The sequence below is a fragment of the Methylobacterium sp. P3_A11 genome, from assembly GCF_056403155.1.
Genome location: NZ_JBFUGA010000001.1, coordinates 46,111 through 72,532 on the forward strand (window position 1 = coordinate 46,111; position 26,422 = coordinate 72,532).

Sequence of the window (26,422 nt, forward strand, 5' to 3'; positions counted from 1 at the left end):
TACTCCGAGGCTTGGGTTAATGTCTGCCTGTGGCAAGGTGCCCCGAAACGCCCTAGGTCCTGGAGCCACTCCTCGAGAGACCCGTCATGGCCATTCCCACCACGACCGAAGTTACCGACGAGCCGGACGACGACATGGCGATGATCAACGGGCTCATCGCGCGCAAAGAGGCCGGCGAGCCGGTCGATGCGGACATCCTGGCGCTCTTGACCGACATGGAGCAGATCGGGCTGACCAATACGGAAGCCTACGCGGCGCTGGACGCCTACYGGCCCGGACTGGCAGTCGGCGCGACAGGCGGGGAGGATGAGGCTGTGTCCGAGGCATAGACGACGCGGCACCGAGCTCCTCCACCGCGACCGGTGCGGGATCGGCCGAAGGGCCGTCTCGCTGTGAGACGCGTTCATGCCGCGGCTTCCTCGCCGCTCGCCTGAAGTGGCGCGACGTCGAGCACACGAACCGCGCATAAGATCAGGCCGTTAGGTCCCCGATGCCCGACCTGACGATCCMGCTGATCTCGGCTGCCGCGTTCGTCGGCGTGGGCTGGCTGATCGTCCACGCCGGACGTGAGTTCGAGGACGCGGTCCACCACACCCTGACCATCTTCGCGCTGGTCATCGGAATGCTCGTGTTGATGGGCGTGACCGCGAAGCTGCGATCCATAATGGGTGTCGGTCGGATGTCGCATCGGATCGAGGCACGATCGCAGGTCGACGCTGCGCCGGGGCGGCCTGTACGAAAGCCTGTTTCGGGGCCAGGTCGGTAAGGCGCACTCGGTGCCGCCACTGCCGCCACGTCCGACCAGCAGCCGGCCGGCGAAGCGGTAGAGGTCACCGGAATGCAGGGGCTCGTAGTGGAGCGCGGACGGAGTGACCAGCTCAATTAATAAGCCATTGCATGACCGTAGCCACGTCATTGGCCCATCCTTAATACTCTGCTACGTAGTGTTATGAGAGTTGTAAGCCTGCGTATCGAGGCGTCATGAGCGACATAGCCGATCAGCCAAAAGCCGATACTGAATTGGCGCTCGACATGATCGGACGCGCCTACCTGGCGCTGGCGATCCTCTTCGAGACCGCCCATCCCGGAGAGTTCGAGAAAGTTCAGACCAAGATTCACGCCTTCGTCGAGGCCAATCTGCGCCTGATCGCGGAGACTAACGACCGAACGATTGAATCCGGTCCCGAGGGCGTCGCGGCGAGAGTGAACGGCATTCTTACTGACATCGAACGGGAGGTAGGCGCGATGATCCGCCCCCGCGGGAAGCCTGGCCCCTAAGGGGCAGACCCGGCCAGCACGCCCCCCGCCTGTTGCAGCTTGGCCATATGAATGCGAAATACCACTGCCGAAGTGGTCGCCAGACACACCGCCGCTTATCTCGGATCGACAGTTTTCCACAGCCATGTTAGGCCGGAAAACAGTCGGTCCGTCAGAGAACGAGCAGAAATGAACAATATCGAGCGCGAAGAGACAAACGACGTCGCGCTGAAATTGATGGCGCGTGCTTTTCATGCATTGGCAATCTTTTATGAGATCAAATGTCCTACCGACTACAATTATTTTGACAGAAAAATCATACCGTATTTGATCGAAATCTCTCGCATCGACAGTACGCACGATGCGGACGGCGCGATGCGGACGGCGCTGGCGCTCGACCGCGTGCGCGCCCTCCTGAACGAAGTCGGCACCGACGTCGCGGCGATCCGCAGTCAGATCTTGGTCGAAGGCTAGCCACATCACGCCACCGCCTCGAGGAAGGGGCCGGACTCCTCCCGGGTCTTCGGAGCGGCGTCGGCCATGATGGCGGCGACGCAGGCCGTCATCTTCGCGACCGAGACGGCGTTGCCGATCTGCTTGATCTGCTCGGTCTTCGTGCCGGTGAACTCGTACCGCCGCTCCTCGTCGTTGAAGCCCATGGCCGCGGCCAGCTCGTGCGGCTCCAGCATCCGGAAGAGGATGTCGTAGGTTTCTGTCCCCTCGACGAGGTTCACGCGGCCGGTGGCGCAGAGCGTCGGCGCCGGGTCCGCGATGTCGTGGACGCGGGGCGCCTGTCCCTCGCGCTCACCGAACTGCGCGGCGATGAACGCCAGCTCGCCGCGGTGCGCCGTCGTGATCGTCGGCAGCGGGTCGACCGCGGCATCCCTGGCGCGGTTGCCGCCGTCGGCGTGCGTGATCGGCACGACCATGCCGAACCGTGCCTTGGCCGTGGCGGTCGGCAAGGGATCCTCACCGCTTGCGCAGGTCTCGCCTGAGCCGGAGCTGTAGTAGGGCGAGATCAGAAGGTGCGAATGCTTCGCGACCTGGGTGGGAGTGGGCTGGCTGACCGGGCGCGCGGCGCCCTCCGCGTGGCGGGACAGCACGAGCGGCTCGATCAGCATCGGCCGGGCGCAGCCAGGATCCTCCGACCCCGCACCGCCGGTGGTGATCGTTGGGAGCGGGTCGGCAGTTACGCGGGGCACCCCCGTGCTCCCCGTGGCCATGACGAAGGGCTCGGCCGCGTAGAGATGGCCCGCGTGTGCCGTCTGGGTCGGCAGAGGCTCGTCAACGGCGGTGGCCGTCGACTGCCCCTTCATGTTGACGATGACGGGCTCGGCGAGGCCGAGGCGTGCCTGCGTCATCACCGTGGGTGCCGGGTCGTCCACGCCCTGCACGTCGCGCCGGAAGTTCTGCTTGATGAGGACCGGCTGTGCCAGGCCGAGGTGAGTGCCGCCCGCGGTGATCGCTGGAAGGGGCATGTCCATGCCCCGGGGCGGTCATGTGGTTGCGCAAGACCACTAGGAACGGCTCGGGCCAGCCGTGCTTCTGGGCGCCGGCATAGATCCGGGAGAGTGTCTTCGGCGCGAGGGGCTTCTTCCGGTTGAAGATCGATCGTCCCTTGATGTCCCAGTCGATGATCTCGCGGGCCGCCCGCCATGGCTTCGTTCCCGAGAACAGGTCGGCGACCTTGTCGTCCCGTCGTCGGTGCGTTGGCGTCGGCCACACGAGCCGCTTGCCGTCGGACCGGCCCATCAGGATGAAGCGGCTGCGCGTTGTGGCGTCGCCGTAGTGGCCGCGTTCAGCTTGCGCCATTCGAGCCGGAATCCGAGCCGCTTCAGCGTGTCGATCCAGGCGCGGAAATACTCGCCCTTGCGCGACGCCACCGGTCGGCCGGTGCGGTGGTCGACCGGTCCCCAGCCGATGAACTCCCACACGTTCTCGATGATGATGCGCTTCACCCGCAGCTCGGTGAGCCACGTGATGATTTGCCAGGGGTCGCTCCGCTGCTGGTCGGACGTCGGCTTGCCGCCGCGCGCCACCGAATGGTGCGTGCAGGTCGGCGAGGCCATCAGCAGGTCCAGGTAGCCCTCCGGCACCAGGAGGTGCGGGCGCACCGTCGCGATGTCCTGCACGTAGTGCCGGGCTGTCGGGTGGTTCAGCGTGTGGGTCGCGATCGCGGTAGGCCAGTGGTTCACGGCCACCAGCTCCATTTCGAGCCCGAGGTCCGCGAGCGCCCGCTGGCAGCCAGTCGAGGATCCACCGGCCCCGCAGAGCCCCGTGTTCGCGCCGCCCGGCCGCCGCGTGGTTGATTCCGTGACTGTGCTCCTGCCGGTCCCGCCATCGGTGAATGCCCTCTACCGGCATGGTAACGGCAAGGGGCCGCATCGGTCCGACGTCTACCGATCCTGGATCGACGGCGCCGGCTGGCGCCTCCAGGCCCAGCGTCCGGGACGCGTGCCCGGTCCGTACGTCCTCCTGCTGGCCGTGCCGCGCACGTCCCGTATGGATCTCGACAACGCGGCCAAGGCGGTCTCCGACCTCCTGCAGCGGCATGGCGTCGTCGACAACGACCGCGATGCCGTCCGCGTGCTCCTGGAGTGGCACGCCGAGCACGACGAGGTCGCCGCTACGGTGCGCGGCCTGTCCGACGGCGCGGCCCTGAAGCTGATCGCCCCCGTGCGCCCTCCGCTGGAGGCGGTGGCATGACATGGCACCTCCCCATCCTCGCGGGCTGCGCCCTCTCCGGCAGCATCTCCGCTGTCGTGCGCGCCAGCGCCGGATCCTCGCGCCTCCGGAGGTCCGCGCCGTGACCCACCGCGAGAACAAGGCTCACGCGCTCTCGGAGCGCGGGAACGACCTCTACGAGACGCCAGCGGTCGCCGTGCGGGCTCTGATAGGGACCGAATGGCTGCCGCAACGGATCTGGGAGCCAGCCTGCAGGCCTGGGGCGATCGTGAGCGAGTTGTACGCGGGCGGGCACGACGTGCTCGCCACCGATCTCGTCGACTACGGCTGGAGGGGGCAGGTCTCGGGCGTCGACTTCCTGAAGGTGCCGGAGGCCCCCGAGGGCATCGACTGCATCGTCACGAACCCGCCCTACAAGGACGCTCGCGCCTTTGTGGAGCAGGCCGTGCGGCTCTGCCCGCGCGTGATGATGCTGCTGCGGTTCTCGTTCTACGAGAGCATCTCACGCGGCTCCATCCTCGACACCGGCACGCTCGCTCGGGTGCATTGCTTCCGCAAGCGCCTGCCGATGATGCACCGGGACGGCTGGGATGGCCCGAAGGCCTCCTCGAATATGGCCTTCGCTTGGTTCGTCTGGGACGTCTCCCACGGCGGCCCGACGCAGCTCAGCCGCATGTCCTGGGAGGACTTCACCGACGAAGACGGCGCCGATCCTCTCCTCATGGCCGCGGAGTAGGCGATGGCGATCCGTTCAGAAGCCCTTCGCGCGCTCGTGGCGGCCGGAGCCTCGGCTGAGATGCTGCTCGCGGTGATCGAGGCGGACGAGAAGGCCGCGGCTGCCGAGATCGATGCCATGACCGAGAAGCGTCGGACCCAGACCGCCGCCCGGGTGCGCCGGCACCGTGAAACGCATCTTAACGCTGGTAACGGCGGTAACGCGTTACCCCCCGTCCCCTCCCCGAATGGTCCGCCCCCTCTTCCTGCACCTCCACCCCCACCCCTTAACCCCTCCCCGACCCCCGGTTCCGATCCTGACGGATCGGCCGACGATGTCGGGCAGGCTGGCGGCGCTGGCGCGGCCGAGCAGGCCCGAGCTTTCCGCCAGGAGCTGCTGACCCGGGGCGCCGCGCTGATCTGCGCCAACACCGGCCGGTCCCAGCGCTCGGCCCTCGCCCTGATCGGCCACTGGCTGGCCATCGCCCACGACGAGGCCGTGGTGGTGCTCGGCCTGATCGAGGACGCCGACGGCCGCGAGCTGGCCGACTTCACGAGTTGGGTCGACCGGCGCCTCCAGGCCCGCCGCGAAGCCCTCGGCCGCCGCCCGGACCGCGGCCGCCCTGCCCAGCCCGCACCGACCGGTCTCGCCGCCCGCCTGATCCGCCAGCGCGCCGAATCCCAGACGGGAGCCTACGATGTCGAACCGCCTACCATCGACGCAAACGACCCCGATGCCGGCCCAAGTCGAGGAGAGGATCTCGGCACTGCATGGCAGGCTGGAAGCGCATCCCGTCCTTCCGACCCGCTACTCCGTGCGGCGGGACAGGGCGGCCACGATAGCCGAGCGTCGAGTGCTCTCCGACGTCGCCGAGCGGCTTAACGCCGAGCTGACTGCGGCCTCGAATCCTCGCCACGTCGACACGGTCGTGACCCGGGTCCTCCTGGGATTTGAGCAGGGGCGCGGGCGCGGCGACGACGAGAACGAGGTGCTGATCGCGGAGTACGTGTCGGCGCTGAAGGACCTGCCGCTGGCCGCGATTCACGCCGCGGCTGAGCGCTTCCGGAACGGCAAGACGCTGCGGCCCTGGGTGAAGCGTTGGCGGCCCTCCCCGGCTGAGTTCGCCGACGAGGTGCGCGAGGGCCTGATCCCGCTCCGGACGCAACTCCTGCACATCCGGCGCGTGCTCGATGCCGAGGTCTACGACGTGCCGACGCCGGAGCAGCGGGCGGAGGTCGCTCGTGCGGCCGAAGCACATTTGCAGCGGATGCGGCAGGCCGAGCCGCAGCGGCATCGGGTCGAGACGCCGGCAGAGATCGCTCGAGCGCAGCGAGCGAAGTTGAACGAGGACCTCGCGCGGCTCCGCGAAACCGGGCACGGGCCGGACATCGGTCGGCTAATCGCCCGCCTCGACCAGCGCCAGGGCCATACGGGAGGCGCGTCGTGAGGCCGAACCTCTGGGAGATCGAGCTGCGCCAGCGCGAGGCGGCGCGGAAGACAGCCGAGGAGGAAGCGGCCGCGAAGGCCAACGGGCCTGTCGAGCGCACCTGCGCCTCGTGCGGTGTGTTCGACGCCTCGTTCGGCTTTGGGTGCTTCCGAAAGCGCAGCGACGGCATGTGGTCGTGCGCCGATCGGGAGTGCCGTGCCATCGTCGCGGCCCGCGTGGCGCTGCCGCCGATGCCGGCGGATCCGCCGGCGTCCCGCGACCAGGACCTATTCAGCCGCTCGGCCGCCTGACCGAGTCACACCCTTCACCAGGAGAGAAACCATGGCCAGAGGCACACAGGTCGAGCGACCGCGTGACGGGCGTGATGAAGGACCAGGGAGGGCAAGGAAGGTGAATTACGTGAAGCTGGGGCTGGCGGGCGTCGCAGGGCTCCTCGTCCTCTCCGTCGTCGGCGGATCGTTCTACACGGTCGACCAGCGCGAGCGGGTGGTGCTGCTGACGAACGGCGCCGTGGTCGGCGAGGCCGATCCTGGGCTGCACTGGAAGGCGCCGTTCGTGCAGACGGCGGTCGCGATCAGCGTCGAGTCCCATCGCGTCGAGTTCGACAAGATGGAAGCCTACTCGCGAGACCAGCAGCCGGCGGTCATGAAGCTGTCCGTGCTCTACCACGTGCCGGTGGACCGGGTGTCCGAGGTCTACAGCCGATTCACGTCGACCCGGAACCTGGAGGCGCGTGTCGTCCAGTCGAAGGTGCTGGAGCAGTCGAAGAACGTTTTCGGCCAGTTCGATGCGGTGACGGCCGTGCAGGATCGGGTTCGGCTCAACGCGCAGATGGCCAGCGCCATCCACGAGGCGATCGGCGCCATGAACGCGCCCATCGTGATCGAGGCCGTGCAGATCGAGGACATCCAGTTCTCGCCAGAGTACATGCGGTCGATCGAGCAGCGCATGCAGGCCTCCGTCGAGGTCGACCGGCTGAAGCAGAATGCGCTCCGCGAGAAGGTCCAGGCCGAGATCGTGGGCACGAAGGCCGGTGCCGAGGCGAACGCGATCCGCCAGCGGGCACAGGCCGAGGCCGATGCGACGAAGCTTCGAGGCGATGCGGAGGCCAGCGCGATCCGAGCCAGGGCTGAGGCGCTGGGCTCGAATCCCGGCCTCGTCGCGCTGACCCAGGCGGAGCGGTGGGACGGCAAGCTGCCGACGACCATGGTGCCCGGTGGCGCTCTCCCGATGCTCAACTTGGGGAAGCAGTGAGGGGGCGCGTCGCCTCTTCTGGCGGACAGTAGGGGATCCTTGACCCGGTGCTGATGGCGAATCCGCTGCGGATCGAGGGGCCGGCCCCGCCGGCGATGACGTGCCGCGATATCGAGCGATGGTTGGTGGCGGCGTTCATGGCCTTCACCAGATCGGGCATCTTCAGCGTCCGGGCCAACCGGATGCAGCCGAACGAACCGCGCGAGATGGCTGCCACCTTCGACTGGATCGTGTTCTCGGCCGAGATCCTGGGCCGGGACAGCTCGGAGCGGATCGCGTTGCTGACCTGGGCGAGGGCCAAGGCGCGGCGGCGGATCAGGCAGCACCGCAATCTGCGGCTCCTGAGGGACGTGCCAGGCGGTACCGTCTCCGACTATTGCGACGAGTTCCGGATCTGGCGGAGGACCTTTGACCGGCGCCGAAAACGGGCCTGCGAGCGGTTTGCCGATGCTTGGAACGTGCGCAGCGCTCAATAGCCGAGACGGATGGTCAGGCGGTGAGGTCGACGAGGCTGCCAGGTGGGAGCTGTGCCTGCGAGGTCTCGCCGTTACCCGACGCCTTGGCCTGGGCGAGCTGAGCCTGCGCCTTGTCCACCAGCTTCTGATCGCAGGCGACACAACCGGGACTGTGGTTGCGCTTGTCCTGGTCCACGATGCCGTTGGCGTTAGCGAGCTCCTGCTGCGCCGCCGCGACCTTGGCCTGAGTCTTGGCCGTTTGTTGCGCCGATAGAGCGGGGTCGGCAGATTGCGCCTGCCCAAACGGTTTGACTGGCAGCGCGTAGGCCCCGCCCGAGGCGGCCGCGCCGATGCTGATCGACATCAGTTCGTATCCAAGCCTGCGGCTCGGATGGGATGGTGAGGACGAGAGATTGATATCGCACTAACTGGCGATGCTCGGAACGAACGGAACGCGGGCATGCTGGAGTGACGCACGCATAGATCACGCTTGCGTGTGTCCAAAAACGGGACGCAGATCAGGTGTCACGGATCGGCGGAAGGCCGGCCGCCTCAAGGGGCATCACCGTGGCAGCGTCCAGGACCAAGGCCATCACCCTCGCCGGCTCGCCGGCAACCCACTCGCACGTGCGCGTTGAGAAGCGCTCAGCCGGGGCTCGCCGTCGGGCGGCCGCGGCCCAGCCGATCACTGCGCGCGACCGCGAGATCCAGCCCGGGGCCGCGACTGTCCCGTGCCCCTTCGAGCTGGGCACCTTCATTCCGGCCACCGTCAACCGCCAGGTCGACGTGCTGGCCGCCGAGCGTGCCCGCGGGGACATCACCGACGCGCAACTCTTCGTCGGACGCCTGATCCAGGCCGTCTACGAGCGCGGCTCCGGCGCCCGGCTCGGCTCCGGCGGATGGGACATCGCCGGATCCCGCGACCAGACGATCGCCCACGAGCTGGCCATCATCTACAGCGTCGAGGATGCCGAGCGGGTGCGGAAGTTCTCCGCCCGCCTCGAGCGGGCCGTCGGCTCGGTCGGCGCCCGATTCCTCCGCGCGATCCTGACCGAGGGCTGGCCCTTCCGGACCTATGCGGCCGCGCGGGGCAAGGGCAGCGAGAAGGGCACGGCGCAGGTCGCGGCGCACTTCCGCTTCCTCCTGGAGGGACTGACCGCAGCCCAGCACACCGCCCGCGGCGCAGGGCGGTCGACACCGGACGATGTCTACCTCGCCGACGCGGAGAGCGTGCCGGGCCGGATCGCGGCGGCGCTGGCGCGGGACGAGGCGCTCGAGGAGGTCGAGGCGCCGGCGGCTTGACACCCGACGGGCGAACAGCCAGATTAATCTAGTCGCTAGACGCACGCCCGGAGCCCAAGGGCTGCCGGGCGTTCGCATGTGCGGACCCAGCTTCACCGAACCCGCGTAACAGCTTAGGCGTTGCCCCGTGAGACGCGGGCGGTGTTCCATGCCATGAGCGGTCTCCGATGAGCGCCCACGCTATCGTCACCGCGATCGAGGAGGAGAGCCTCGCGCTCTGCCACCTGCGCGCGACCGGGCGCCAGGATGTCGACCTCGAAGCCTGCGATCATCACTGCCGGCGCATCCGGTCCCTGATCCGCCAGCTTCGGCCGCTGATCGCGACCGTCGAGAAGCGCACGTTCGGCTTGTCCGGACAGAGTGAGAAGGGCAAGCCTTTCACCGTCGCAAGGCGGCGTCGGGCGGCCTGATTTGTAGGCCGATGCGGAATTACCAAGACATTTCCGCAAGAACCGCACCGCCAGCGTAAATAGATAAACGGAATGAGTAACTTACCCGCGATTTCAGGGTCGCGGCGAACCGCTCGCGCCCGGGGCAGAATAAAAACCCAAGAGGCCGCGAAGGCGGTTCTGGCCACCCGGGCGGTGGCCTACCTCCGGGTCTCCACCGACGAGCAGGCCGCGCACGGTTTCGGGCTGGAGACGCAGGAGCGCGCCCTTCGCGCCTTCGCCGAGAGCCAGGCCTACGAGCTGGTGGCGGTCATCACTGATGCGGGCGTGTCCGGGGCGACTCGGCCCGCCGATCGCGCCGGCTTCGGGGAGGTCCTGCAGCTCGCGGCCGACGGGCGGTTCTCGGTGCTCCTGGTCTACCGGTTCGATCGGCTCGCCCGCGAGATCCGGTACGCCGTGACTACGGTCGCTGATCTGGCCGAGACACACGGGGTCGGCATCCGGTCCGTCACCGAGCCGATCGACACGGCGACGCCGATGGGGCGCACCGTGTTCGCGATCCTCGCCGGCATGGCGGAATCGGAGCGCTTCACGATCCGGGACCGGACTGCTGGTGGCAAGCTCGCCAAGGCCGGCCGCGGCGGCTTTGCCGGGGGGCGGGTTCCCTACGGCTACGCAACCGACCGGGCCGGCGGCCTCGTCATCGTGCCGGAGCAGGCGGCGGTCGTCCGGCGCATATTTCGGGAGCGGGGCCGCGGCAAGCGCCCGCGGGCGACCCTCCAGGCGATCGCCGAGGGGCTGAACCGCGACGGCATCCTGTCTCCGACCGGCCGCCAGTGGAGGCACGACACGATCGGCTACGTCCTCGACAACCCGAAGTACCGCGGGGCGGTCGAGTACCTGTTCACCTGGACCGGCGCCGAGCAGCACGTGCTCCAGCCGGGCGCCCACAAGGCGATCATCTTTTGACCGCACGCCCCGACTTCACCCCGGCCGACGCGGACCGAGCGCTTCGCCATGCGCAGCGCCTCCAGCGCGACCCGGCGGCCCAGGCCTACGGCGACCACCTCCGCCGGCAGGGCTGCATCGGGAAGCCGGCCGCCACACCGCTTCCGGTCGAGACCCCGTTCGACGAGGCCCGGGCCGGCGAGTTCGAGGTCCGGCGCTCCATGGCGATGAGGAACGCGCGGCCATGTTGAAGCGCCTCGTCCTCCGCTGGCTGCTCCGCGGCGAGCCGGCTGCGCCCGCACCGGTCGTCCACCGCGGCGAGCGCGAGCTGTGCGCCGGCCCCGACCTCGGCGCGCCGGCCGGCCCGATCCCGAAGCTGTCCTACGACGAGGCGCTGCGGTGCTTCGGCGTCCACCAGGGGAGATGACGATGCCGGCTGTGGATCAGGAGACCCTGCTGCGGATCGTGGTCATCGTCTGCGTGACGGTCATATTCGTCGCGAACGCTTTCGCGCGAGGGCGGCGCTGATGCCCCGCCTCTGCGCCGCCATCCTGCTCGCCGGCATCGCCGCGGCGGCCCTGCGCCCGCGTCGCCCGGCCGCCTTCGTGACGGTCCGGCCCGCGCTGCCCGACGACGTGCGCGTAGCGGCCGAGCGCCTGACGCTCCTGTTCGGCGACATGCCGTCCCGGGCCAAGCACTGACGGCGGGCTGAAGTGTGATGGCCGCCACAGAGATACGTCTCAGCGTCTGCGCTGATGTGCTGGTCATGGAGATCGCGACCGATGCTTGAGATCGCCCGCAGCATTCTCGGTGTCCGGCAGCTGGCCGGCATTTTCCTGATCCTGATGTTCGGCTGGGCCTGGGTCTGGGTGTTTGACCAGCCGGCACACGCGGAGTCTCCGGGCTACATGGCCGGCGCACTCGCCTGCCCGCCCGGGGTCGAAGGGCCTGACTGCACGAGCGATACAGCCCTCGACGTGCTCACGCAGCCGGTGGCGCTCGTCACCGAATGCCCGATGGTCGGCACGCTGCTGACCACGCATCTGAGCCTGCCGGCCGGTGGCACACACAAGACGTTCTGCCAGCGGCGGCGCTCCTGAGATCAGACACGAAACAGGCTCATGAGCCAGTTCCAGCCCGGCCAGTCCGGCAACCCTGGCGGCCGCCCGAAAGCCTCGGCCAAGGTCCGTGACCTCGCCCGCGAGCACACCGAGACAGCCCTCGCCGTGCTGGTGGAGATCGCCATGGCCGGCGAGTGTGAGGCGGCCCGCGTCGCGGCGGCCAACGCCATCCTGGATCGCGGCTACGGCAAGCCGACCCAGTCCATCGACGGCGATGGTGAGGGCGGCGCGATCCCGACAGGCATGACGGTCACATTCATCCGGCCCGGGCGCCCGCCCGATGCAGGTTGAGTTCCCGGAGAAGCTCGACTTCCTCTTCGAGCCGGCCCGCTACAAGGTCGCCTATGGCGGCCGGGGCGGCGCGAAGTCGTGGGGGTTCGGCAGGGTGCTCCTCATCATGGGGGCGCAGCGGCCGCTCCGGGTGCTCTGCGCCCGCGAGTTCCAGAACAGCATCGCGGAATCGGCGCACGCGCTGTTTGCGCAGCAGATCGACCTCCTCGGGCTCGATGGCCTGTACGAGGTCCAGGAGAAGCGGATCCTCGGCCGGAACGGGACCGAGTTCATCTTCAAGGGGCTCCGGCACAACGTCGCCTCGGTGAAGTCGACCGAGGGCGTGGACGTGTGCTGGGTCGAGGAGGCCCGCACGGTCTCGAAGACGTCCTGGGACGTGCTGATCCCGACCATCCGCAAGGAAGGCTCGGAGATCTGGATCAGCTTCAACACCGAGCTGGCGGAGGACGAGACCTATAATCGTTTCGTGGCGAAGCCGCCGACCGGCGCGCGAGTCGTGAAGATCGGCTGGGAGGACAATCCCTGGTTCCCCGACGTGCTCCGGCAGGAGGCGTTGGATCTGAAGGCGCGCGACCCCGTCGCCTATGAGACGGTCTGGGGCGGCAACTGCAAGGCCGTGCTCGACGGCGCGATCTACGCGAACGAGATCCTGGCCGCGACGTCCGCCAAGCGGTTCACGAAGGTCCCATACGACCCGACGAAGACGGTTCACACCTTCTGGGACCTGGGCCGGGCCGACAAGACGAGCATCTGGTTCGCCCAGATCGTCGGGTTCGAGTTCCGGCTGATCGACTTCTACGAGAACCGTGGGCACGCGCTCGGCCACTACCTCGACCTGTTGAAGGAGCGGGCGCTCCCGGTCGAGCAGGGCGGGAAGGGCTACGTCTACGGCGAGAACTGGCTCCCGCACGACGCCCGGAATGAGCTGCTCGCCTCCGAGCGGACGATCGAGCAGCAGATGTGGGCGGCCGGGCATCGCGTCCGGATCACGCCGCGCCTGACCGTGGCCGCCGGCATTGACGCGGCCCGGAAAATCTTCGCGCGGTGCTGGTTCGACGATGAGGCCTGCGCCGACGGGCTCCATGCGCTCCGAAACTACCGGTACGACGTCGACGAGAAGACGCAGGCCTTCTCGAAGAACCCGCTGCACGACTGGGCGAGCCACGCGGCCGACGCCTTCCGGTACTTCGCCATCGGCATCGCCGAGCCCCGTGAGGACGATCCGCCGGTGGATGGTCGGAACAACGTCTACGCGCGTCGACGCCGCCGCGAGGCGGACGACAGCACATCAGGATCAGGTTGGGCGGCATGACGGACACGGACGCGCCCGCCCTCGACGGCGAGGCAGTGGATCAGGCTGGGCTCGACCGCGAGGCGCTGCTGCGCCGCCTGCGCGGCTGGTACCGCACCGATCGGCAGGCCTCCGCGAAGTGGCGCGAGGACGCCCGCGAGGACTACGACTTCGTTGCCGGGCGCCAGTGGAGCACCGAAGACGAGGCTGTGCTGCGCCAGCAGGGCCGGCCGCCGGTGACGTTCAACCGGATCCTGCCCGTTATCAAGGCGGTCGCCGGCTCCGAGGTGAACAGCCGGCAGGACATCCAGTACCTGCCCCGCGAGATCGGCGACGCGGCCAAGAACGAGTTGCTCACAGAGGCCTCGCGGTACCTCGCGGACGAGGCGCAGGCAGAGGATGAGGAATCCGACGCCTTCGTGGACTGCGCGATCTGCGGCATGGGCTGGGTCGAGATGCGTCTCGACTACGAGACCAACCCGGACGGCGCCTATGTCGAGGACCGGGTCAACTCCCTGAAGATGATCTGGGACGCGTCCGCGCGGAAGCGGAACCTCATGGACGCGCGTCGCCTTTTTCGCGCGAAGACGATGGACCGGGCCGAGGCGGAGGCGCTCTTCCCCGACATCGACCCCGCGCTCCTCGATGCCGCCTGGGCCGAGGACCGCGACGGCGAGGGCGAGCATCACGAGATCCAGCCTGGAGAGCGCCGCATTGACCGGCTGGGCCAGGATGACGACGCCTCGTCCTCGCGCGTGACGATCGTCGAGTGCCAGTGGTGGGAGCGCGCCCGCGTCGCGGTGGTGATCGATCCCACGACCGGCGAGCCGCAGGAGATGGATCCGAAGCAGGCGGCCGTCCTCGCCCGCCGCGCCGAGATGCTCGGCATGCCAGTGAAGTTGTTCCACCGGATGAAGCGGGTCTACCGCCGCGCCTTCCTCGGCGCCGTCGTGCTGGAGGAAGGGCCGGCCCCGGCCGGCGACCTGTTCTCCTACGCCTGCCTGACCGGCGACCGCGACCACAACAAGGGCACGTGGTTTGGGATCGTGCGCCCGATGCGCGACCCGCAGCGCTTCGCCAACAAGTGGCTGTCGCAGACCCTCGACATGCTCAACCGCCAGTCCAAGGGCGGCTGGATCATGGAGAAGGGCGCGGTTCCGGACCAGCGCGCCTTCGAGGCGAGCATCGCCAAGCCCGGCGCCGTGTCGTGGGTCTCGGACGGCGCCCTCATGTCGGCCCGCATGAAGGAGAAGCCGCTCCCGGTCCTGCCGTCGGGGCATTGGCAGCTCATGGAGTTCGCGATCGGCTCCATCCGCGACACGTCGGGCGTGAACCTGGAGCTTCTCGGCCAGAAACAGAACGACCAGGCCGGCGTGCTGGAGTACCAGCGCAAGCAGGCCGCCATGACGATCCTGGCGACGCTGTTCGACTCGCTGCGCCGGGCTCGGAAGCACATCGGCCGGGTGCGCCTGTTCTTCATCCAGACGTACCTCTCCGACAGGCGCCTGATCCGGATCGTGGGCGACGAGGGCGCCAAGGTCGTTCCGCTGATGCGGGACCGGACGATGGGCGATTTCGACGTGGTGATCGACGACGCCCCGGCCTCGCCGAACCAGCAGCAGATCGTCTGGCAGACCTTCACCAGCGTCCTGCCGATCATCAAGGACATGATCACCCCGCAGGTCCTGCTCGAGATCCTGCCCTACTCGCCGTTCCCGGCCTCGTTCGTGGCCAAGATGCGCGACCTGCTCGCTCAGAGCGCCGACACGCCGGAGCAAGAGCAGCAGAAACAGATCGCCGTACAGACGGCGGTCGCCCGGATCCAGGACATGACGGCTGGCGCGAACCTTAAGAACGCCAAGGCCGGGCGCGAGCAGGCGCTGACCCACCACGACCACGCTTCGGCCGCCGTGCAGCTCGCCCAGTTGCTGACCGCCCCCGAGGCCGCAGCCCAGGCCGCGGAAGCGGCGGCCTGACCCCCTACGCCCGCCGGCGGCGCACGCCGGCTTTCGTCCCCTTCACGTCACGAGGACCACATGACCGATACCGACCTCGCCATCGGCGACAGCGAAGACGCCTTCACGCCCGAGGAGCAGGCTGCCTTCGAGGCCTACGAGCGCGGCGAGGAGACGCCCGCCTCCGATGGTCTGACGCCGCCCGCCGCCGAGCCCGCCCCGGCCGCCGCCGAGCCTCCTGTGGCCGAGCCCGAGGCCGGAGAGGAAGGCGCAAAGCTCGAGGGCGCGCCCGAGAACCAGCCGCGCGACGAGAAGGGCAAGTTCGTCCCGCACGGCGCCCTGCACGAGGAGCGCGAGCGCCGGAAGGCGGTCGAGAAGGAGCGCGACGAACTGCGCGAGCGGTTCGCTCGCGGCGACGAGCGCCTGCGCATCCTGTCAGAGGCGATGCAGCGTCCGGCCGCCCCAATAACGCCTACGGCCGCGCCCGAGCCCGTCAAGGTCCCGGACCCGGCCGAGGACATCTTCGGCTATGCGAAGCACCTCGAGCAGCAGATCGAGGCGCTGCGGACCGGCCAGACCCAGCTCACCGAGAGCCAGAAGAAGGCCGAGGAGGATCGCCGCGTCGAGGCCGAGCGCGGCGAGATCATCGGGTTCTACCAGCAGGACCTCCGCGCCGCGATCGCATCCGATGCGACGGTCTCGGACGCCTACGAGCACCTGTTCTCGGGGCGGGTGGCCGAGTTGACGCTGTTCGGCATGGACCAGAAGGCCGCGATCGAAGCGGTGCGCGAGGAGGAGTTCAACCTCGCTCAGACGGCCCGTCAGCGCGGCCAGTCGCCGGCCGCCATGATCGCGCAGCTCGCCAAGAGCCGTGGGTTCGCGCCGAAGGCTCCGGAGCCCGCGCCCGCCGCCGCCCCGGCCGAGAACGCCGCCGATAAGGCTGCGCGCGTCGCCGCCGGACAGGCAGGCCCAGGCCGCTCGCTCTCGGCCGCCGGTGGCCAGCCCGCGAGTGAAATCACGATCGAGACGCTGTCCAGCATGTCCGAGGCGGACTTCGAGAAGCTTCTCGCCTCGAACCCGGCCCGCGTCCGCGCACTGATGGGAGGCTGACACAGGAGGGCTGTGTCAGTCAGCTCAATCTGACGGTTGGCAGCTCTGCCCCGGGGCAGCTCATGACCTGTCGCGCGCGCGACAGGTCCGGAATGGGTGGTCTCGCGACCGTCCGCTTCCATATGGCAGCTGCAACAAAGCGGACGTCGCCGCCCAGCCAGATACCGGCCCTTCTCAGGCGTTTGAAAAGTACGCGTGCCTGCAGCCTAAACCTCACAGAGCAGCGGGGTTCAGAACCGAGCTATGATCTGCGCCCTTATAGTCCGTGGAGCGCCCGGCGTGATGTTGTTGTTGTTGTCCGCCGTGGAGATGTATTGCCGGTCGAACAGGTTCTCGATGTTGATCTGAGCGCGGACCGACTCGCTGATCTGGTAAAACAGTCCCAGGTCGATCCGGGTATATCCCGGCAGGCGGACCGTATCGTCCGAGGCTGCGAACGTGTGCGAGTAGTTCAGGATGCCGACCCCAACGGAGAACTCGCGCGTCACGTCGAACTTGTTCCAAAGCGTGAAGGCGTTGAACGGCACCAGCCCGACCGTGTTGCCAGCCACAATTACGGCTGAGGTGGCGCTGGCGATGCGCGCATCGGTGAAGGCGTAGCCGCCAGCGATCTGCCACCAATCGGTGACGTAACCGTTGGCACCGATCTCAAAGCCCTGCGTGTTGGTTTTACCCGACAGGATAAAAAAGCCGGGGTTGTTGGGATCGGCAAGACGCTGGTTGTACCTGTCCAGGTTGTAGGCCGCGGCCGTGAGCTGGAAGCGCGGATTGACGTCGTACTTGATGCCGACTTCTGTGTTCTCGAACTGCTCCGGCTTAGCGATGACCAAGCCGGGGGTGAAGGCACCGATCTGGTCACCCGAGGAAGGTAGATAGGAGACGCTGTAGCTCGTGTAGAGGGCGAGGTTCGGCAGCGGCTTCAGCACGAGACCGGCGCGGGGGGAGATCGGATCGTCTATGCGGTTGTTGGTCAGCATCGTGCGGCGGTCGGTGGACGCGAAGTCGAAATGATCGTAACGCAGGCCGCCGACGAGCTGCAGCCAGTCGGTGATATCGATTTGGTCTTGGGCGTAGACTGCTGCAACACCGAGGTTGTAGCGTGAATTGGCATCCGTCGTGCCGTTGTTGCGCAGGGTCGTGGGCGCGAAAGTCAGCGGGCGAAGCGGATTGACCACGACGCTGCTCGCAAGGCTGTTCCCGAAAAACAGGGACTGCCTGTAGGCCAGCCCCTCTTGATAGCCGAGTTCGAACCCACCCAGCAGCGTGTGCTTAATATCGCCGGTCAGGAATTTGTAGGTGAAGTCGTTCTGGCTGAAGTAGTTCGTCCGCGGCGTGTCGTTGCGGTACCCGGTGATTGTCACGGCGTTTCCGGCCGCGTTCACGGCGCTACCGGGAAGCGTGTTGACGTAGTACCGGTCATAATCCGCAAAACGTAGCTGGCTGTGCATCTCGACGCCCGAGTTGAACTGGTGATCGAGCTGCACGGTGGCGATGTTGGCATCGACATTTGTGAAGTTGACGTTCGGATTGCCGAAGAAGGTCCGGATGTTATCACGGTACCGGTAAGGGCGGCCGAACTGCGAGGGGATACCCCGGTCGGGGAAGCGTTGATCGTGGAAGTATTCGTAAGAGAGCTTCAGCGTCGTCTGCGGGTCGATGAGGAAGGTGGCGGTCGGATTGACGCCGTAGCGGGTCAGGTCGCCGAACTGGCGGTAGGTCCCCGAGTCCTCGAACACGCCGTTCAGGCGGAAGAAGACGCTGTCGCTGATCCGATCGCCGACATCGACGGCGACGCGCTTGTCCCCAAACTGCCCGCCGCCGGCCACGATCTCCCGCACGCGGTAGCCGTCCGCCTCCTTGAGAACGCGGTTGATTACGCCACCGCCACCACCGCGGCCGAAGATGAGGGAGTCCGGTCCCTTTAGAACTTCGATGCGTTGGATGTTGTATAAGTCACGAAAGTACTGAACGTCGTCGCGGATACCGTTGATGTAGAAGTCCGCGCTGGTGTTCTGGCCGCGGATGAGCACTTGGTCGCGGTTGCTCTCACCCTGCGCGGGGATCAAGCCCGGCACGAAGCGCAGCTGCTCGGTCAGGTTCTGATAATTCTGATCCAAAAATTGCTCCCGCGGGATGATAGTGATCGATTGCGGGATGTCGATGACCGGCGTGTTCGTCTTAGTCGCACTGCGCGTTTGCTTGGTCAGATACCCGACAGTGACGCCACCCTGCGGCTCCGGGCGCTCGCCTGAACTCTCGACTGTGAGTTGGTCCAGCGTTACGGCCTCGGCTAGTTCGACTGGAGCTACATCTCTTTGTGCATGCGCGGCCGTTGCAGATAAAGTGCTAGTCAGCACAAGCCCGAGAAAATGAAACCTGAAAGTCCTGCCCATCATTCACTCCGCGGCTTCGCACGAAAGCCGGCACGCCCCGAAATCTGCTCGAATTCGGACGAGGAGTTACGAGAGAGACACAACGCGGATCAAGACTTAATCCCACGCCAAAGGAGCGATGTTTCTGTGACTAATTTTAGAATTATTCTGATATTTAAGGCATCTCACTGAAAGGCATCACTATCGCGTTTTGATATTAAGTTAGATCAGTTAAGATCTGGAAATATCCGGTGCCGGACGTTGCGGATCGGCAACATGCCGGATGTGAACGGTTGCACCCTTGGGATCCGCTACAGTTCCGCGCTTGGTCAAACTGCCCTGGTAATACCGAGCTTCCCCATCCATTACCGGAACGCGAGTACCGCCCTGGCGCACCTGAACGGGCGCGTGGATACGATACGAGTAAATTGCGAGGGTCCAGTTCCGGAAGGCCAGAGTTGAATTCCACTCCCGAGCGGCAGTGGAGTGTTGGCTACCGATGGCTGCCTTCAGGAAGCGCTGACAGCCGCCTGCTCGTCTGACATAGGTCGAGAACGGGACGGACGCTTCGTTCCGGCCAATGACTGGGCATTCTAACCTGGACCGCATCGGCGTCGGTTGAGAGGTGATCCGGTCCCAAGCGTTCGAGGATCTGTTAGCAGGTCCTCTTCCTGCTCGACTCGATTTCTTGGTTGACCCGACGGGCGAACCCGCTCAAAGGACTATCCGTCGCGAGACGTGCGGGCATTGCTCCGTTTCAGCGCTTCCCCGAGTTCCGTCCGGTCCCCTGCCGCTCCCTGCCGCCAGGCTGGGCGTTCGCGCGTGTCCGGTCGTTCGACTGATCCCCGCATAGGATCCGCCCGGCCGCGTCAGTGCCTTCGTCCGCGCCACGCACGGCGCCCGTCCGACTCCGTCCCCAACGGTCATCTGGGGTCCGGCTTCCGTCCGCGCGCCGACGTACGGCCCGCACGAACCCTCCCCACGGAATCCAGCCTCCAGAGGCAACCCCCATGTCCTACACCGCATTCGGGCAGAACGACCCGATGGCCGTGAAGCTGTGGAGCAAAAAGCTCGCGGCCGAGGCCAACAAGTCCATCGACATCGATCCCCTGGTCGGCACCGGCGACGACGCCGTGATCCAGGAAAAGACGGAGACCAAGAAGGGCAACGGCGATCAGGTCACCTTCGGCCTGCGCATGCAGCTTCGCGGCCCGGGCTGCTCCTCGTCCGATGTGGCAGAGGGCAACGGCGAGCAGATCGGCATCAACTCCGACAAGGTCACCATCGACGAACTCGGCGAGGTCGTCGGCGTGAAGTCGGAGAACACAATCGACCAGCAGCGCGTGCCGTTCAACCTGCGCGAGACCGCCCGCGCCGGCATCGCCGACTGGTTCCAGACCCGCCGCACGGTCTGCTTCTTCAACCACGTCTGCGGCTTCACCCCGGCCAACCAGCTCACCGGGGCCAAGAAGTTCACCGCCAACAACGCCGTCACTCCGGCGACCGCGGGCCGCATCTTCCGCCCGAACGCCCGCGCCAACGATGCCGCGCTGACCTCGGCCGACATCTTCACCCTAGACCTGATCGACAAGGCGGTCGAGCTGGCCAAGACCGGCGGCGTGAACCGCAAGGTCATGATCCGTCCGGTCGTGGTCAACGGGCGCAAGCTCTACGTGATGAACCTGGCCAGCGAGCAGATCACGTCGATCCGCACCAATACCAGCGTCGGCCAGTGGCTCGACATCCAGAAGGCCGCGATGGCCGGCATGCAGTCGAGCAAGAGCCCGATCTACACGGGTGCCCTGGGCGAATATAACGGCGTCGTGCTCCGTGAGGCGCAGGACGTTACGCAGGGCGTCTCGGCCGACGGAACGACCGCTGTGCCGCTCACCCGCCGCGCGGTGCTGCTCGGCGCCCAGGCGGCGACCATCGCCTACGGCAAGGCCGGTGGCGACACCCGGTACCGCTGGAACGAGGAGTTGCTCGACCACAAGCGGAACCTCGAGGTCTCGGCCTGGGCGATCTGGGGCCTGAAGAAGACGACCTTCAACGGCGACGACTTCGGCACGATCGTCATCCCGACCTACGCCAAGCCCGCCGACGCCTGATCGGCTGCCGCTTCAGCCTGATGGCTGACCCGGGCCGGGGCCTCGCGCTCCGGCCCGCCGCTCCTCCCTGCCTGTCCCGAACCCGGAGGCCACCGTGCCCACCAACGTCATCCCGGTGCAGCCGCCCGCGCGCGAGCTGCGCGAGCAGGTCTCGCACACCATCCGAAAGACCGTGAACTTCGCCAACGGCGCCTTCGTCATGCCGGCGTCCCTCCCGGCCGGGCCTGGATGATCCCAACGGCGTTCGGGCTGTGCATGCTGCACTTCGGCGCGATCGTCCTCGACAGCACCTTCCGGTTCAACTGGCAGGTCGCGAAGCTGCCGGCGCCGTACGACGCGATGGAGAACGCCATCGTGCTCTCGGTGATCGGCGTCGCTGGTATCGCGCCAACGGTACGGCGGTTCTTCGGCCGATAGCCCCTCATCCACTGAACGCAACTCTGCTTGTCTCTCACCAGAGGCCGGTTCGCTTAAAACAACGCCCTCTCTCGTTCGGAAGAGGGTGCCTGGGGCCAGCCGCCATGTCCGACGAGAAGCCCCGCCGCCGCCGTCGGCCGGCCTTGCCGCGCAAGAGCCTCGACCTGATCGCGGAGGGTGTCGCTGTGCGCGTGCCTCCTCCAACCCCTCCTAGCCTGGGCGAAGGCCTCCTCGTTCGCGCTCGCACCCCAAGGACAGCCTTTGCCATGCCTCCCGGTCACGACGGCGCAGACAACAACCCCGAAATGCGCATCCTGATCGCCCTCGCGCGCATCGAGGAGCGGCAGACCTCACTCGTCGAGGCCAACAAGTCGGCCCAGACCGCAGCGGAGGCCCGGCACACCAGCATCATGCAGGCGATCGCGACCTTCGTCCCCCGCTCGGAGATCGAGAAGGACAACCGGGCGATTCATGAGCGCATCGACGCCGTCGAGGAGCGGTTCGAAAAGCGGTTCGACACGATGGACAAGCGGGTCTGGAGCGCTCTCGCTGGGGCCGTCGGTGCGTTCGGGACCGTGATCCTCACCAAGGTCGGCCTGATGCACTGATCGATTGCGGTTGACCTAAGAGTCCACGGCCCGGGCGCCCAGGCTTCAGCTGGGGCGCCATTCGTCGTGTCAGGCGGCCGGAACCCCGCGTCCTCCCGCGCGTAGACCAATCCCCCAGGCACGACCCTCTTAAACCGCCCGGATCCGGCCGCGGCGGTTTTTTCGTGCTTGGCTAGTCTTCGGCCTCGGCCAGATCGTTGTCGGTGATCACGCCACCGGCCCCGCCAGCCTCTTCGTTCTTGCGGTTCTGGAGGGCTTGGAGAGTTTCCGAGGGCAGGTAAGCCGCCTGCCGAGCCCCGCGCTCAGTTGCATAGAACCCTGGCAGCCAGCCGCGTTGATCGGCCACGACGAAGCCGCCGTCACGCTGATGGACCTTGATCATCTGCCGTTCTCCAGCCCCGCCGCGCGGAGCTATTCGTTAATAGTCGCCCGTTATGCGAGCTGCGGGTTCGGCCTGTCCCCTCAAAGCGCCGAGCCCGAGAAGCCCGTCCGGCCCAGCGCCGCGGTGGGCTTTCTTCTGCGCTCAACGGCAGCCCCTGCCAGCCTGACGACCTCGAAGGTATCCGCGCGCATCCGCCAATCGGCGATACTAGCGGCCTCGCAGAACAGCAATTTGGCAGTATCGGCCGCGGCTTCTCCCGAGCAGGCGGACACGACGGCCTGCTGCTGCACGGCGCGGTGATCATGGCCGCGACAATCGAGAACGAGCTTGTGGAAGGTCACGAGGAAGGTGCGCATGTCTCAGCTCCTCTCTCGAGTTGCCGCCGACCTTAGGCCGTAGCGGCGGTGGAGCGACGGCGGGGGCGGAAGGCCGCGCGTTGAGCACTCAAACGGGCCGCCCACCGCAGCAGGACAGCCTGTAGTGACGCAAGGAATGTGCCGAACTCCTCTGTTCCGGCCAGATAAGCAGTTAACCTGGTTGAATACACCCTTTTCCGTCCGTATTCGTAAAAAAACATGGCGAAATGATATTCTGTGCTGCTGTCGAATACAGCTTTGCCGTTAGCTAAGCTGCGATCAGCTCTGCCGTATCGAGTTTATTCATAACCCAAGTCAAATGGATGATGCATAACAGACGAAATGATTATAGTTTTCCGCCCTTGATTCGCATGGGAGGTGCATATGTGTGATCTTTCTCGCGTCGATATATATTGCAATGAAGCTAGGAATATTGTTACGCATGCCGAGGAAATCGTTCAAAATCTGAGCAGTACCGGTGCCTGCGAAGGCCACAATTTAATGGCGGCTCAATATATCGCTGCGCTTGAGCGCCTAGCCCGAATTCTTGAAAGGCATCGCAGGCACGCTGCTTTCGATCCGCCTCCCTACAGCGTGGATCGGCCTGCTTCCGTCAAACGCAACCGGTGGTTCGCTATCTCGCTGCGCCCAGGAGGCAGAGCTCGCGCCCTTGAGGCGTCTGCCTGACCGTTTGAGAACTGTCTCTGAGTCTGGATGATGCCCCACTGCCTGATAGGATGTGCTTGTGTGACGCCGAGCACATTCTGTCGTGCGGCACTGGGATAAGAATACTCCATGCCGTAAAATACGTTGCAGTCCTGAAGGACATTCGCCATGCCCCGGATGAGGCACATAGCTGAGGCTGCGACCTTCGCAGTAGGCGCCGCTGCGGCAGCTGCGGCCGGCCAAATTCTGCTGCTGCCTCAGGTTCACGCGTGGGAGGCCGAGCTCATCGTGGTGATAATGCGCGAGCTGCCGCGGTTGTGAGTTGTCCTACAAAGCACCCGCCCGGTCCGCCGGCGCGGGCTTTTTCGCTCACGCCGGCGCCTCAGCCGGCTCCTACCGTTGCGGTAGAAGGTGTGACTTGAGGGCGAAGCGGACCGCCTGGCGATAATTGAGCCCCGCAATCAACTCCTGCTCGCCGAAATAGATAGCAAACGTGCCATCATGGACTTCCAGCAGTCGCAGCATTTGGGTCTCCTGTAAGTTCAATACAGGATAAATGAGGGCGCCGAAAACTGGTTCCAGGGCGATCGACGCGCACCCGAATGGACCGCCGCCACCGCCCTGTAATCGCGCTGACCATCTTGCCAGCGAGCCAAGTTGCGTATCGCCTCGGCTCGGCTCACACGCTGGTGAGATCGGACGATCCCCCGCCCCGTGAGCAGATCGGGGCGGGGGCGAGGGTGTAGAACCACGGGCCGCCGATGGGGAAGGCGGATTGGATCGCGTCTCCTCTACGGTGGAGGCAAACCATGGGCGGGCGCAAAATTGCGCATCTGGCCATCCACTACGCTGCGATGCGCTGAGATCCGGGCCATCTCAGCCTCCAGTTCCGCGAGCGACACCTCTACACCGTTGGCAGCCAGATCGGCTTGGACGCGCTCCAGCAGCGCAGCTGGCTTCAATCCTTCAATCCTTGCGGCAATCAGTGCCTGGGCATAGGCCTCTGATGTCAATCCATCCAGGCCAAGCATGCGTATGGCCAAGTCAGCGACGGCTCGGATGGCGGCGATGTGGTTCGTAAACCTCATCTCTTCGCCATGCATATAGATAAGCTCGGCCGCGCGCTCGCGTTCCTCGAATGACCTCAGCATGGCTAGGCCCTCATTGAGCTACAACCAACACTCATACGCTCATTTTTCCGCTCCGCAATATTGGCAAATATTCTCAATTGCGGTCAAAACAGGGCAGGAGTGAGCGGATCTTCGGAGGCTGCCGGCCGGTTTAATACGCAAGACAGGCTCAATCAGAGGAGGGGTACCATGAATATACGCCAGCCGCCGATACTGAAGGCTATCTCTGAAGGGGCTCGCGCTCGCGCAATCGGCCGCCCGAAGGATGCATGCCCGTACCCGGCCAATTCACCTGAGCGGAAGGCGTGGCTGGAAGGCTATGACGGCAAACCGAACGAAGACGGGCCTGACCTACCGATGGCTGACGCCTGACCAACGCGCGACACTCGGCGCTGTACCTACCTCGCCAACATTCAAGACCTCCCGCCCGCCTTCACCTCCCAGATCGAGCTCCTGTCCGAGCACGCCTCGCCGTGCCGGGGTCTTGCGGCAGATCAAGGACGAGCAGCACGAAATCCGTCACGGCAAAAGGCTAGCTGGAACGGGGTAGGCGCCGCTCAACCTCCTCACGATGCGCCTTGGGCCAATCCACGTAAGCTGCCGCCCCCGCGAAAACCGGCGGCGGGCTGGCTGACAGGACGTTCAGACGCTTGGCGCTGCCGCGCTACGCCAGCGGCGGCCGGGTCCGCGCGCTCCAGTCCTTGGCCCGCGCCCATTCTCGACCAACACCTCAATCACCGCGTCGGGATCGGGCGCCTCAACCATGGGCCGGGTGCGATCCCGCCCGGCACGCCGTCGGCCCAACCGCCGCCCGGATTGCGCGCGTCCTCAGCGTTGCGCACCATCCGCACGACGTGCCGCTTGCCCGAGCGCATCTCGATCACGACCTCGGCCGCGCTCAGGATCATGCTGACGCCGTGATCGTAGGCCCAGAGCCAATAGGGGGTCTGCCGCTTCTTGTCCCGGCCGGCCAAGTCGACGGCCTCGCGCAGGACGAGCCGGAGGCGGTGCTTCCCGTCGAGCTGATCCTGGAGCAGCTTGTGCACCACGCGGCCGGCGGTGATGTAGGCCGAGCCGCCCAGGCTGTCCTCGTGGATTCGCGGGTGGTAGTCGTCCGGCGTTACCTCTCGCCAGGGCGGCGGGGCGGCCGTCACTTCCTGGTCGTGCTCGACCAGTCCGCGGCTCGCGGCGAGGCGCCACAGGTCGTCATCCGAGAAGATCAGGTTGCCGATCTGCCAGTGCTCCCACTCGTCGCCGATCGGAACGACGGGGATCTTGGCAGCCACCAGCGCGTCGACGGCCTCCATGATCGGATCGGCTTCCTGCCAACGAATCGGGTGATGGCCATCCCTCATGGGGCGAGGCTACTGCGACCGGTTGTAGAGCGTCTACGCCGACGCTGCCGCCAGCAGGCAGTTGCGCGCCGTTTCCAGTCTTTCGTCATCCGACCGCTCTGGCATGTCGGCAGCAATCCTCGCGACGATCTCCCGCGTGGCGGCCTCGTCCAGGCCGAGCCCGCGTGCGAATCCGTCCATGCGCCGCATCATGTGCTGGATCGCGGCCCGCGCGTGCTGGGTCTCAGGCGAGTCGCTCATGGCTCTTCCTGCCACCGCCGTGCCGCTTCGGCCGCTTCCTCATCAACTTGTGCAGCCATGGTCTCGATCACAGCGGCCAAAGCCTTGGCCGCTTCGCCATGCTGCTGCGCGCCAGTCCCGACAGTTCGGCAGAAGCGGGCGGCGTGCCTGAGCCCTTCAGCGTGCGCGGTGTCGAGTGCCATCAGCACGGCGTTGACCACGCTGTCCCGCTCGGCTTTGTCACCCTTCAGGTGGGGCAAGAGCAACGCCACGAGCTGGACCTTCCACTCCGCCCGCGCCTCTGGAGTGTTGGTGCTCATCCCTTGACCGGGTGCGCCAGCAGGATCGCGGTCCGGACCATGTTCCGCTTCCAGGCCGACTTGTTGGTAGTCAGCGCCTCGGCCGCGCGTTCGTTCGTCCGTAGCGTCTCGACGAGGTCGAGGGTCCAGCCTTTCGCGAGCGGGCACGATTCGGTGGCGAGATCCGTGAGCACCGCGTCGACCTCCTGGTCGCTGACCTCGGCGGCCTTGCGCAGCTCGGAGACGGTCGGGTTTGACGCCATGATGCACCGCAGCGAAACCGCGTTAGC

The 26,422-nt window shown here is 66.5% G+C and carries 38 protein-coding genes and 1 pseudogene; 27 read left to right on the plus strand and 12 right to left on the minus strand.

The annotated features are described in order from the left end of the window. Positions 1-86: 86 nt before the first annotated feature. The 4 genes from AC1DXK_RS00210 to AC1DXK_RS00225 all read left to right on the plus strand — a co-directional run bounded on the left by AC1DXK_RS00210 (position 87) and on the right by AC1DXK_RS00225 (position 1,731). Positions 87-329 carry a hypothetical protein gene (locus AC1DXK_RS00210; RefSeq protein ID WP_477296342.1) on the plus strand — a complete coding sequence of 81 codons (243 nt, stop codon included), beginning with the start codon at positions 87-89 and terminating at the stop codon, positions 327-329. A gap of 161 nt (positions 330-490) precedes the next feature. Continuing rightward, positions 491-766, plus strand: a complete 276-nt coding sequence (locus AC1DXK_RS00215; protein ID WP_477296344.1) for a hypothetical protein — start codon at positions 491-493, stop codon at positions 764-766. A 215-nt stretch (positions 767-981) separates the two neighbouring features. After that, positions 982-1,278 carry a hypothetical protein gene (locus AC1DXK_RS00220; RefSeq protein ID WP_457104323.1) on the plus strand — a complete coding sequence of 99 codons (297 nt, stop codon included), beginning with the start codon at positions 982-984 and terminating at the stop codon, positions 1,276-1,278. Positions 1,279-1,446: 168 nt separating this feature from the next. Further along, a complete protein-coding gene (locus tag AC1DXK_RS00225; RefSeq protein ID WP_457104324.1) occupies positions 1,447-1,731 on the plus strand; it encodes a hypothetical protein in 285 nt (94 codons plus the stop codon). Positions 1,732-1,736: 5 nt separating this feature from the next. Here the strand turns inward: AC1DXK_RS00225 and AC1DXK_RS00230 are convergent, their stop codons facing one another. Further along, on the minus strand, positions 1,737-2,741 hold the full coding sequence (locus AC1DXK_RS00230) for a DNA cytosine methyltransferase (RefSeq protein ID WP_457104325.1): 1,005 nt from the start codon (positions 2,739-2,741) through the stop codon (positions 1,737-1,739). Between the two features lie 267 nt (positions 2,742-3,008). After that, positions 3,009-3,515, minus strand: a pseudogene (locus AC1DXK_RS00235) (DNA cytosine methyltransferase); the annotation flags it as partial. 55 nt (positions 3,516-3,570) lie between these two features. Between AC1DXK_RS00235 and AC1DXK_RS00240 the strand changes: the two are divergent. The 7 genes from AC1DXK_RS00240 (at position 3,571) to AC1DXK_RS00270 (ending at position 7,834) form a co-directional block, all read left to right on the plus strand. Beyond that, entirely contained in the window at positions 3,571-3,963 is a 393-nt protein-coding gene (locus tag AC1DXK_RS00240; protein WP_457104326.1) for a RusA family crossover junction endodeoxyribonuclease, read from the plus strand. A gap of 100 nt (positions 3,964-4,063) precedes the next feature. Continuing rightward, the gene (locus AC1DXK_RS00245) at positions 4,064-4,678 is read left to right on the plus strand and encodes a TRM11 family methyltransferase (RefSeq protein WP_457104327.1); all 615 of its coding nucleotides are present in this window, start codon (positions 4,064-4,066) and stop codon (positions 4,676-4,678) included. A 3-nt stretch (positions 4,679-4,681) separates the two neighbouring features. After that, a complete protein-coding gene (locus AC1DXK_RS00250; RefSeq protein ID WP_477296348.1) occupies positions 4,682-5,539 on the plus strand; it encodes a hypothetical protein in 858 nt (285 codons plus the stop codon). Then, complete coding sequence (locus AC1DXK_RS00255) at positions 5,511-6,104, plus strand: hypothetical protein (protein WP_457104329.1); 594 nt, start codon at positions 5,511-5,513, stop codon at positions 6,102-6,104. The genes AC1DXK_RS00250 and AC1DXK_RS00255 overlap by 29 nt, the downstream gene beginning before the upstream one ends. Continuing rightward, positions 6,101-6,394 carry a hypothetical protein gene (locus AC1DXK_RS00260; RefSeq protein ID WP_457104330.1) on the plus strand — a complete coding sequence of 98 codons (294 nt, stop codon included), beginning with the start codon at positions 6,101-6,103 and terminating at the stop codon, positions 6,392-6,394. The genes AC1DXK_RS00255 and AC1DXK_RS00260 overlap by 4 nt, the downstream gene beginning before the upstream one ends. A gap of 100 nt (positions 6,395-6,494) precedes the next feature. Further along, a complete protein-coding gene (locus tag AC1DXK_RS00265) occupies positions 6,495-7,358 on the plus strand; it encodes an SPFH domain-containing protein (RefSeq protein ID WP_457104331.1) in 864 nt (287 codons plus the stop codon). A 53-nt stretch (positions 7,359-7,411) separates the two neighbouring features. Further along, entirely contained in the window at positions 7,412-7,834 is a 423-nt protein-coding gene (locus AC1DXK_RS00270; protein WP_457104417.1) for a hypothetical protein, read from the plus strand. 13 nt (positions 7,835-7,847) lie between these two features. On the opposite strand, the gene AC1DXK_RS00275 is transcribed toward AC1DXK_RS00270, so the two are convergent. Next, on the minus strand, positions 7,848-8,177 hold the full coding sequence (locus tag AC1DXK_RS00275; RefSeq protein ID WP_457104332.1) for a hypothetical protein: 330 nt from the start codon (positions 8,175-8,177) through the stop codon (positions 7,848-7,850). A 203-nt stretch (positions 8,178-8,380) separates the two neighbouring features. Between AC1DXK_RS00275 and AC1DXK_RS00280 the strand changes: the two genes are divergently transcribed. The 11 genes from AC1DXK_RS00280 (at position 8,381) to AC1DXK_RS00330 (ending at position 16,220) form a co-directional block, all read left to right on the plus strand. Beyond that, positions 8,381-9,115: a hypothetical protein gene (locus AC1DXK_RS00280; protein ID WP_457104333.1), complete on the plus strand. Its 735-nt coding sequence runs from the start codon at positions 8,381-8,383 to the stop codon at positions 9,113-9,115. A 167-nt stretch (positions 9,116-9,282) separates the two neighbouring features. After that, positions 9,283-9,525 (plus strand): hypothetical protein, encoded by a 243-nt coding sequence (locus AC1DXK_RS00285; RefSeq protein WP_457104334.1) that lies wholly within the window; start codon positions 9,283-9,285, stop codon positions 9,523-9,525. Between the two features lie 72 nt (positions 9,526-9,597). Next, on the plus strand, positions 9,598-10,473 hold the full coding sequence (locus AC1DXK_RS00290) for a recombinase family protein (RefSeq protein WP_477296351.1): 876 nt from the start codon (positions 9,598-9,600) through the stop codon (positions 10,471-10,473). Next, positions 10,470-10,703, plus strand: a complete 234-nt coding sequence (locus AC1DXK_RS00295; RefSeq protein ID WP_457104336.1) for a hypothetical protein — start codon at positions 10,470-10,472, stop codon at positions 10,701-10,703. Before AC1DXK_RS00290 ends, AC1DXK_RS00295 begins: the two co-directional genes overlap by 4 nt. Then, complete coding sequence (locus AC1DXK_RS00300; RefSeq protein WP_457104337.1) at positions 10,697-10,879, plus strand: hypothetical protein; 183 nt, start codon at positions 10,697-10,699, stop codon at positions 10,877-10,879. Before AC1DXK_RS00295 ends, AC1DXK_RS00300 begins: the two co-directional genes overlap by 7 nt. A gap of 100 nt (positions 10,880-10,979) precedes the next feature. Then, the gene (locus AC1DXK_RS00305) at positions 10,980-11,153 is read left to right on the plus strand and encodes a hypothetical protein (protein WP_457104338.1); all 174 of its coding nucleotides are present in this window, start codon (positions 10,980-10,982) and stop codon (positions 11,151-11,153) included. 81 nt (positions 11,154-11,234) lie between these two features. After that, positions 11,235-11,552, plus strand: a complete 318-nt coding sequence (locus AC1DXK_RS00310) for a hypothetical protein (RefSeq protein ID WP_457104339.1) — start codon at positions 11,235-11,237, stop codon at positions 11,550-11,552. Positions 11,553-11,573: 21 nt separating this feature from the next. Further along, entirely contained in the window at positions 11,574-11,864 is a 291-nt protein-coding gene (locus tag AC1DXK_RS00315; RefSeq protein ID WP_457104340.1) for a DUF5681 domain-containing protein, read from the plus strand. Further along, positions 11,854-13,176: a PBSX family phage terminase large subunit gene (locus tag AC1DXK_RS00320; protein ID WP_457104341.1), complete on the plus strand. Its 1,323-nt coding sequence runs from the start codon at positions 11,854-11,856 to the stop codon at positions 13,174-13,176. Before AC1DXK_RS00315 ends, AC1DXK_RS00320 begins: the two co-directional genes overlap by 11 nt. Beyond that, a complete protein-coding gene (locus AC1DXK_RS00325) occupies positions 13,173-15,131 on the plus strand; it encodes a portal protein (RefSeq protein WP_457104342.1) in 1,959 nt (652 codons plus the stop codon). Before AC1DXK_RS00320 ends, AC1DXK_RS00325 begins: the two co-directional genes overlap by 4 nt. A 60-nt stretch (positions 15,132-15,191) precedes the next feature. Next, positions 15,192-16,220, plus strand: a complete 1,029-nt coding sequence (locus AC1DXK_RS00330) for a hypothetical protein (RefSeq protein ID WP_457104343.1) — start codon at positions 15,192-15,194, stop codon at positions 16,218-16,220. Positions 16,221-16,450: 230 nt separating this feature from the next. Here AC1DXK_RS00330 and AC1DXK_RS00335 read toward each other — a convergent pair whose 3' ends face one another. Further along, positions 16,451-18,613 carry a TonB-dependent receptor gene (locus AC1DXK_RS00335; protein WP_457104418.1) on the minus strand — a complete coding sequence of 721 codons (2,163 nt, stop codon included), beginning with the start codon at positions 18,611-18,613 and terminating at the stop codon, positions 16,451-16,453. A gap of 989 nt (positions 18,614-19,602) precedes the next feature. Here AC1DXK_RS00335 and AC1DXK_RS00340 point away from each other — a divergent pair. The 4 genes from AC1DXK_RS00340 (at position 19,603) to AC1DXK_RS00355 (ending at position 21,725) form a co-directional block, all read left to right on the plus strand. Then, complete coding sequence (locus AC1DXK_RS00340) at positions 19,603-20,700, plus strand: N4-gp56 family major capsid protein (RefSeq protein ID WP_457104344.1); 1,098 nt, start codon at positions 19,603-19,605, stop codon at positions 20,698-20,700. Between the two features lie 94 nt (positions 20,701-20,794). Continuing rightward, positions 20,795-20,932, plus strand: coding sequence for a hypothetical protein (locus AC1DXK_RS00345; RefSeq protein ID WP_457104345.1), 138 nt, complete (start codon positions 20,795-20,797; stop codon positions 20,930-20,932). A gap of 23 nt (positions 20,933-20,955) precedes the next feature. Next, positions 20,956-21,117: a hypothetical protein gene (locus tag AC1DXK_RS00350; RefSeq protein ID WP_477296357.1), complete on the plus strand. Its 162-nt coding sequence runs from the start codon at positions 20,956-20,958 to the stop codon at positions 21,115-21,117. A 266-nt stretch (positions 21,118-21,383) separates the two neighbouring features. After that, on the plus strand, positions 21,384-21,725 hold the full coding sequence (locus tag AC1DXK_RS00355; protein WP_457104347.1) for a hypothetical protein: 342 nt from the start codon (positions 21,384-21,386) through the stop codon (positions 21,723-21,725). A 172-nt stretch (positions 21,726-21,897) separates the two neighbouring features. Here AC1DXK_RS00355 and AC1DXK_RS00360 read toward each other — a convergent pair whose 3' ends face one another. From AC1DXK_RS00360 to AC1DXK_RS00375, 4 genes are all read right to left on the minus strand, one after another. Beyond that, complete coding sequence (locus tag AC1DXK_RS00360; protein WP_457104348.1) at positions 21,898-22,107, minus strand: hypothetical protein; 210 nt, start codon at positions 22,105-22,107, stop codon at positions 21,898-21,900. Positions 22,108-22,187: 80 nt separating this feature from the next. Continuing rightward, on the minus strand, positions 22,188-22,463 hold the full coding sequence (locus AC1DXK_RS00365; protein WP_457104349.1) for a hypothetical protein: 276 nt from the start codon (positions 22,461-22,463) through the stop codon (positions 22,188-22,190). Positions 22,464-23,522: 1,059 nt separating this feature from the next. Then, entirely contained in the window at positions 23,523-23,654 is a 132-nt protein-coding gene (locus tag AC1DXK_RS00370; protein ID WP_457104350.1) for a hypothetical protein, read from the minus strand. 266 nt (positions 23,655-23,920) lie between these two features. Further along, entirely contained in the window at positions 23,921-24,280 is a 360-nt protein-coding gene (locus AC1DXK_RS00375) for an ATPase inhibitor subunit zeta (protein WP_457104351.1), read from the minus strand. Positions 24,281-24,448: 168 nt separating this feature from the next. Between AC1DXK_RS00375 and AC1DXK_RS00380 the strand changes: the two genes are divergently transcribed. Then, a complete protein-coding gene (locus AC1DXK_RS00380) occupies positions 24,449-24,631 on the plus strand; it encodes an Rmf/CrpP fold protein (RefSeq protein ID WP_457104352.1) in 183 nt (60 codons plus the stop codon). 362 nt (positions 24,632-24,993) lie between these two features. Here the strand turns inward: AC1DXK_RS00380 and AC1DXK_RS00385 are convergent, their stop codons facing one another. The 4 genes from AC1DXK_RS00385 to AC1DXK_RS00400 form a co-directional block, all read right to left on the minus strand. Beyond that, complete coding sequence (locus AC1DXK_RS00385) at positions 24,994-25,566, minus strand: hypothetical protein (protein ID WP_457104353.1); 573 nt, start codon at positions 25,564-25,566, stop codon at positions 24,994-24,996. An 81-nt stretch (positions 25,567-25,647) separates the two neighbouring features. After that, on the minus strand, positions 25,648-25,854 hold the full coding sequence (locus AC1DXK_RS00390; protein WP_457104354.1) for a hypothetical protein: 207 nt from the start codon (positions 25,852-25,854) through the stop codon (positions 25,648-25,650). Next, complete coding sequence (locus AC1DXK_RS00395) at positions 25,851-26,153, minus strand: hypothetical protein (RefSeq protein ID WP_457104355.1); 303 nt, start codon at positions 26,151-26,153, stop codon at positions 25,851-25,853. Before AC1DXK_RS00395 ends, AC1DXK_RS00390 begins: the two co-directional genes overlap by 4 nt. Then, positions 26,150-26,395 (minus strand): hypothetical protein, encoded by a 246-nt coding sequence (locus tag AC1DXK_RS00400; protein ID WP_457104356.1) that lies wholly within the window; start codon positions 26,393-26,395, stop codon positions 26,150-26,152. The genes AC1DXK_RS00395 and AC1DXK_RS00400 overlap by 4 nt, the downstream gene beginning before the upstream one ends. Positions 26,396-26,422: the final 27 nt, after the last annotated feature.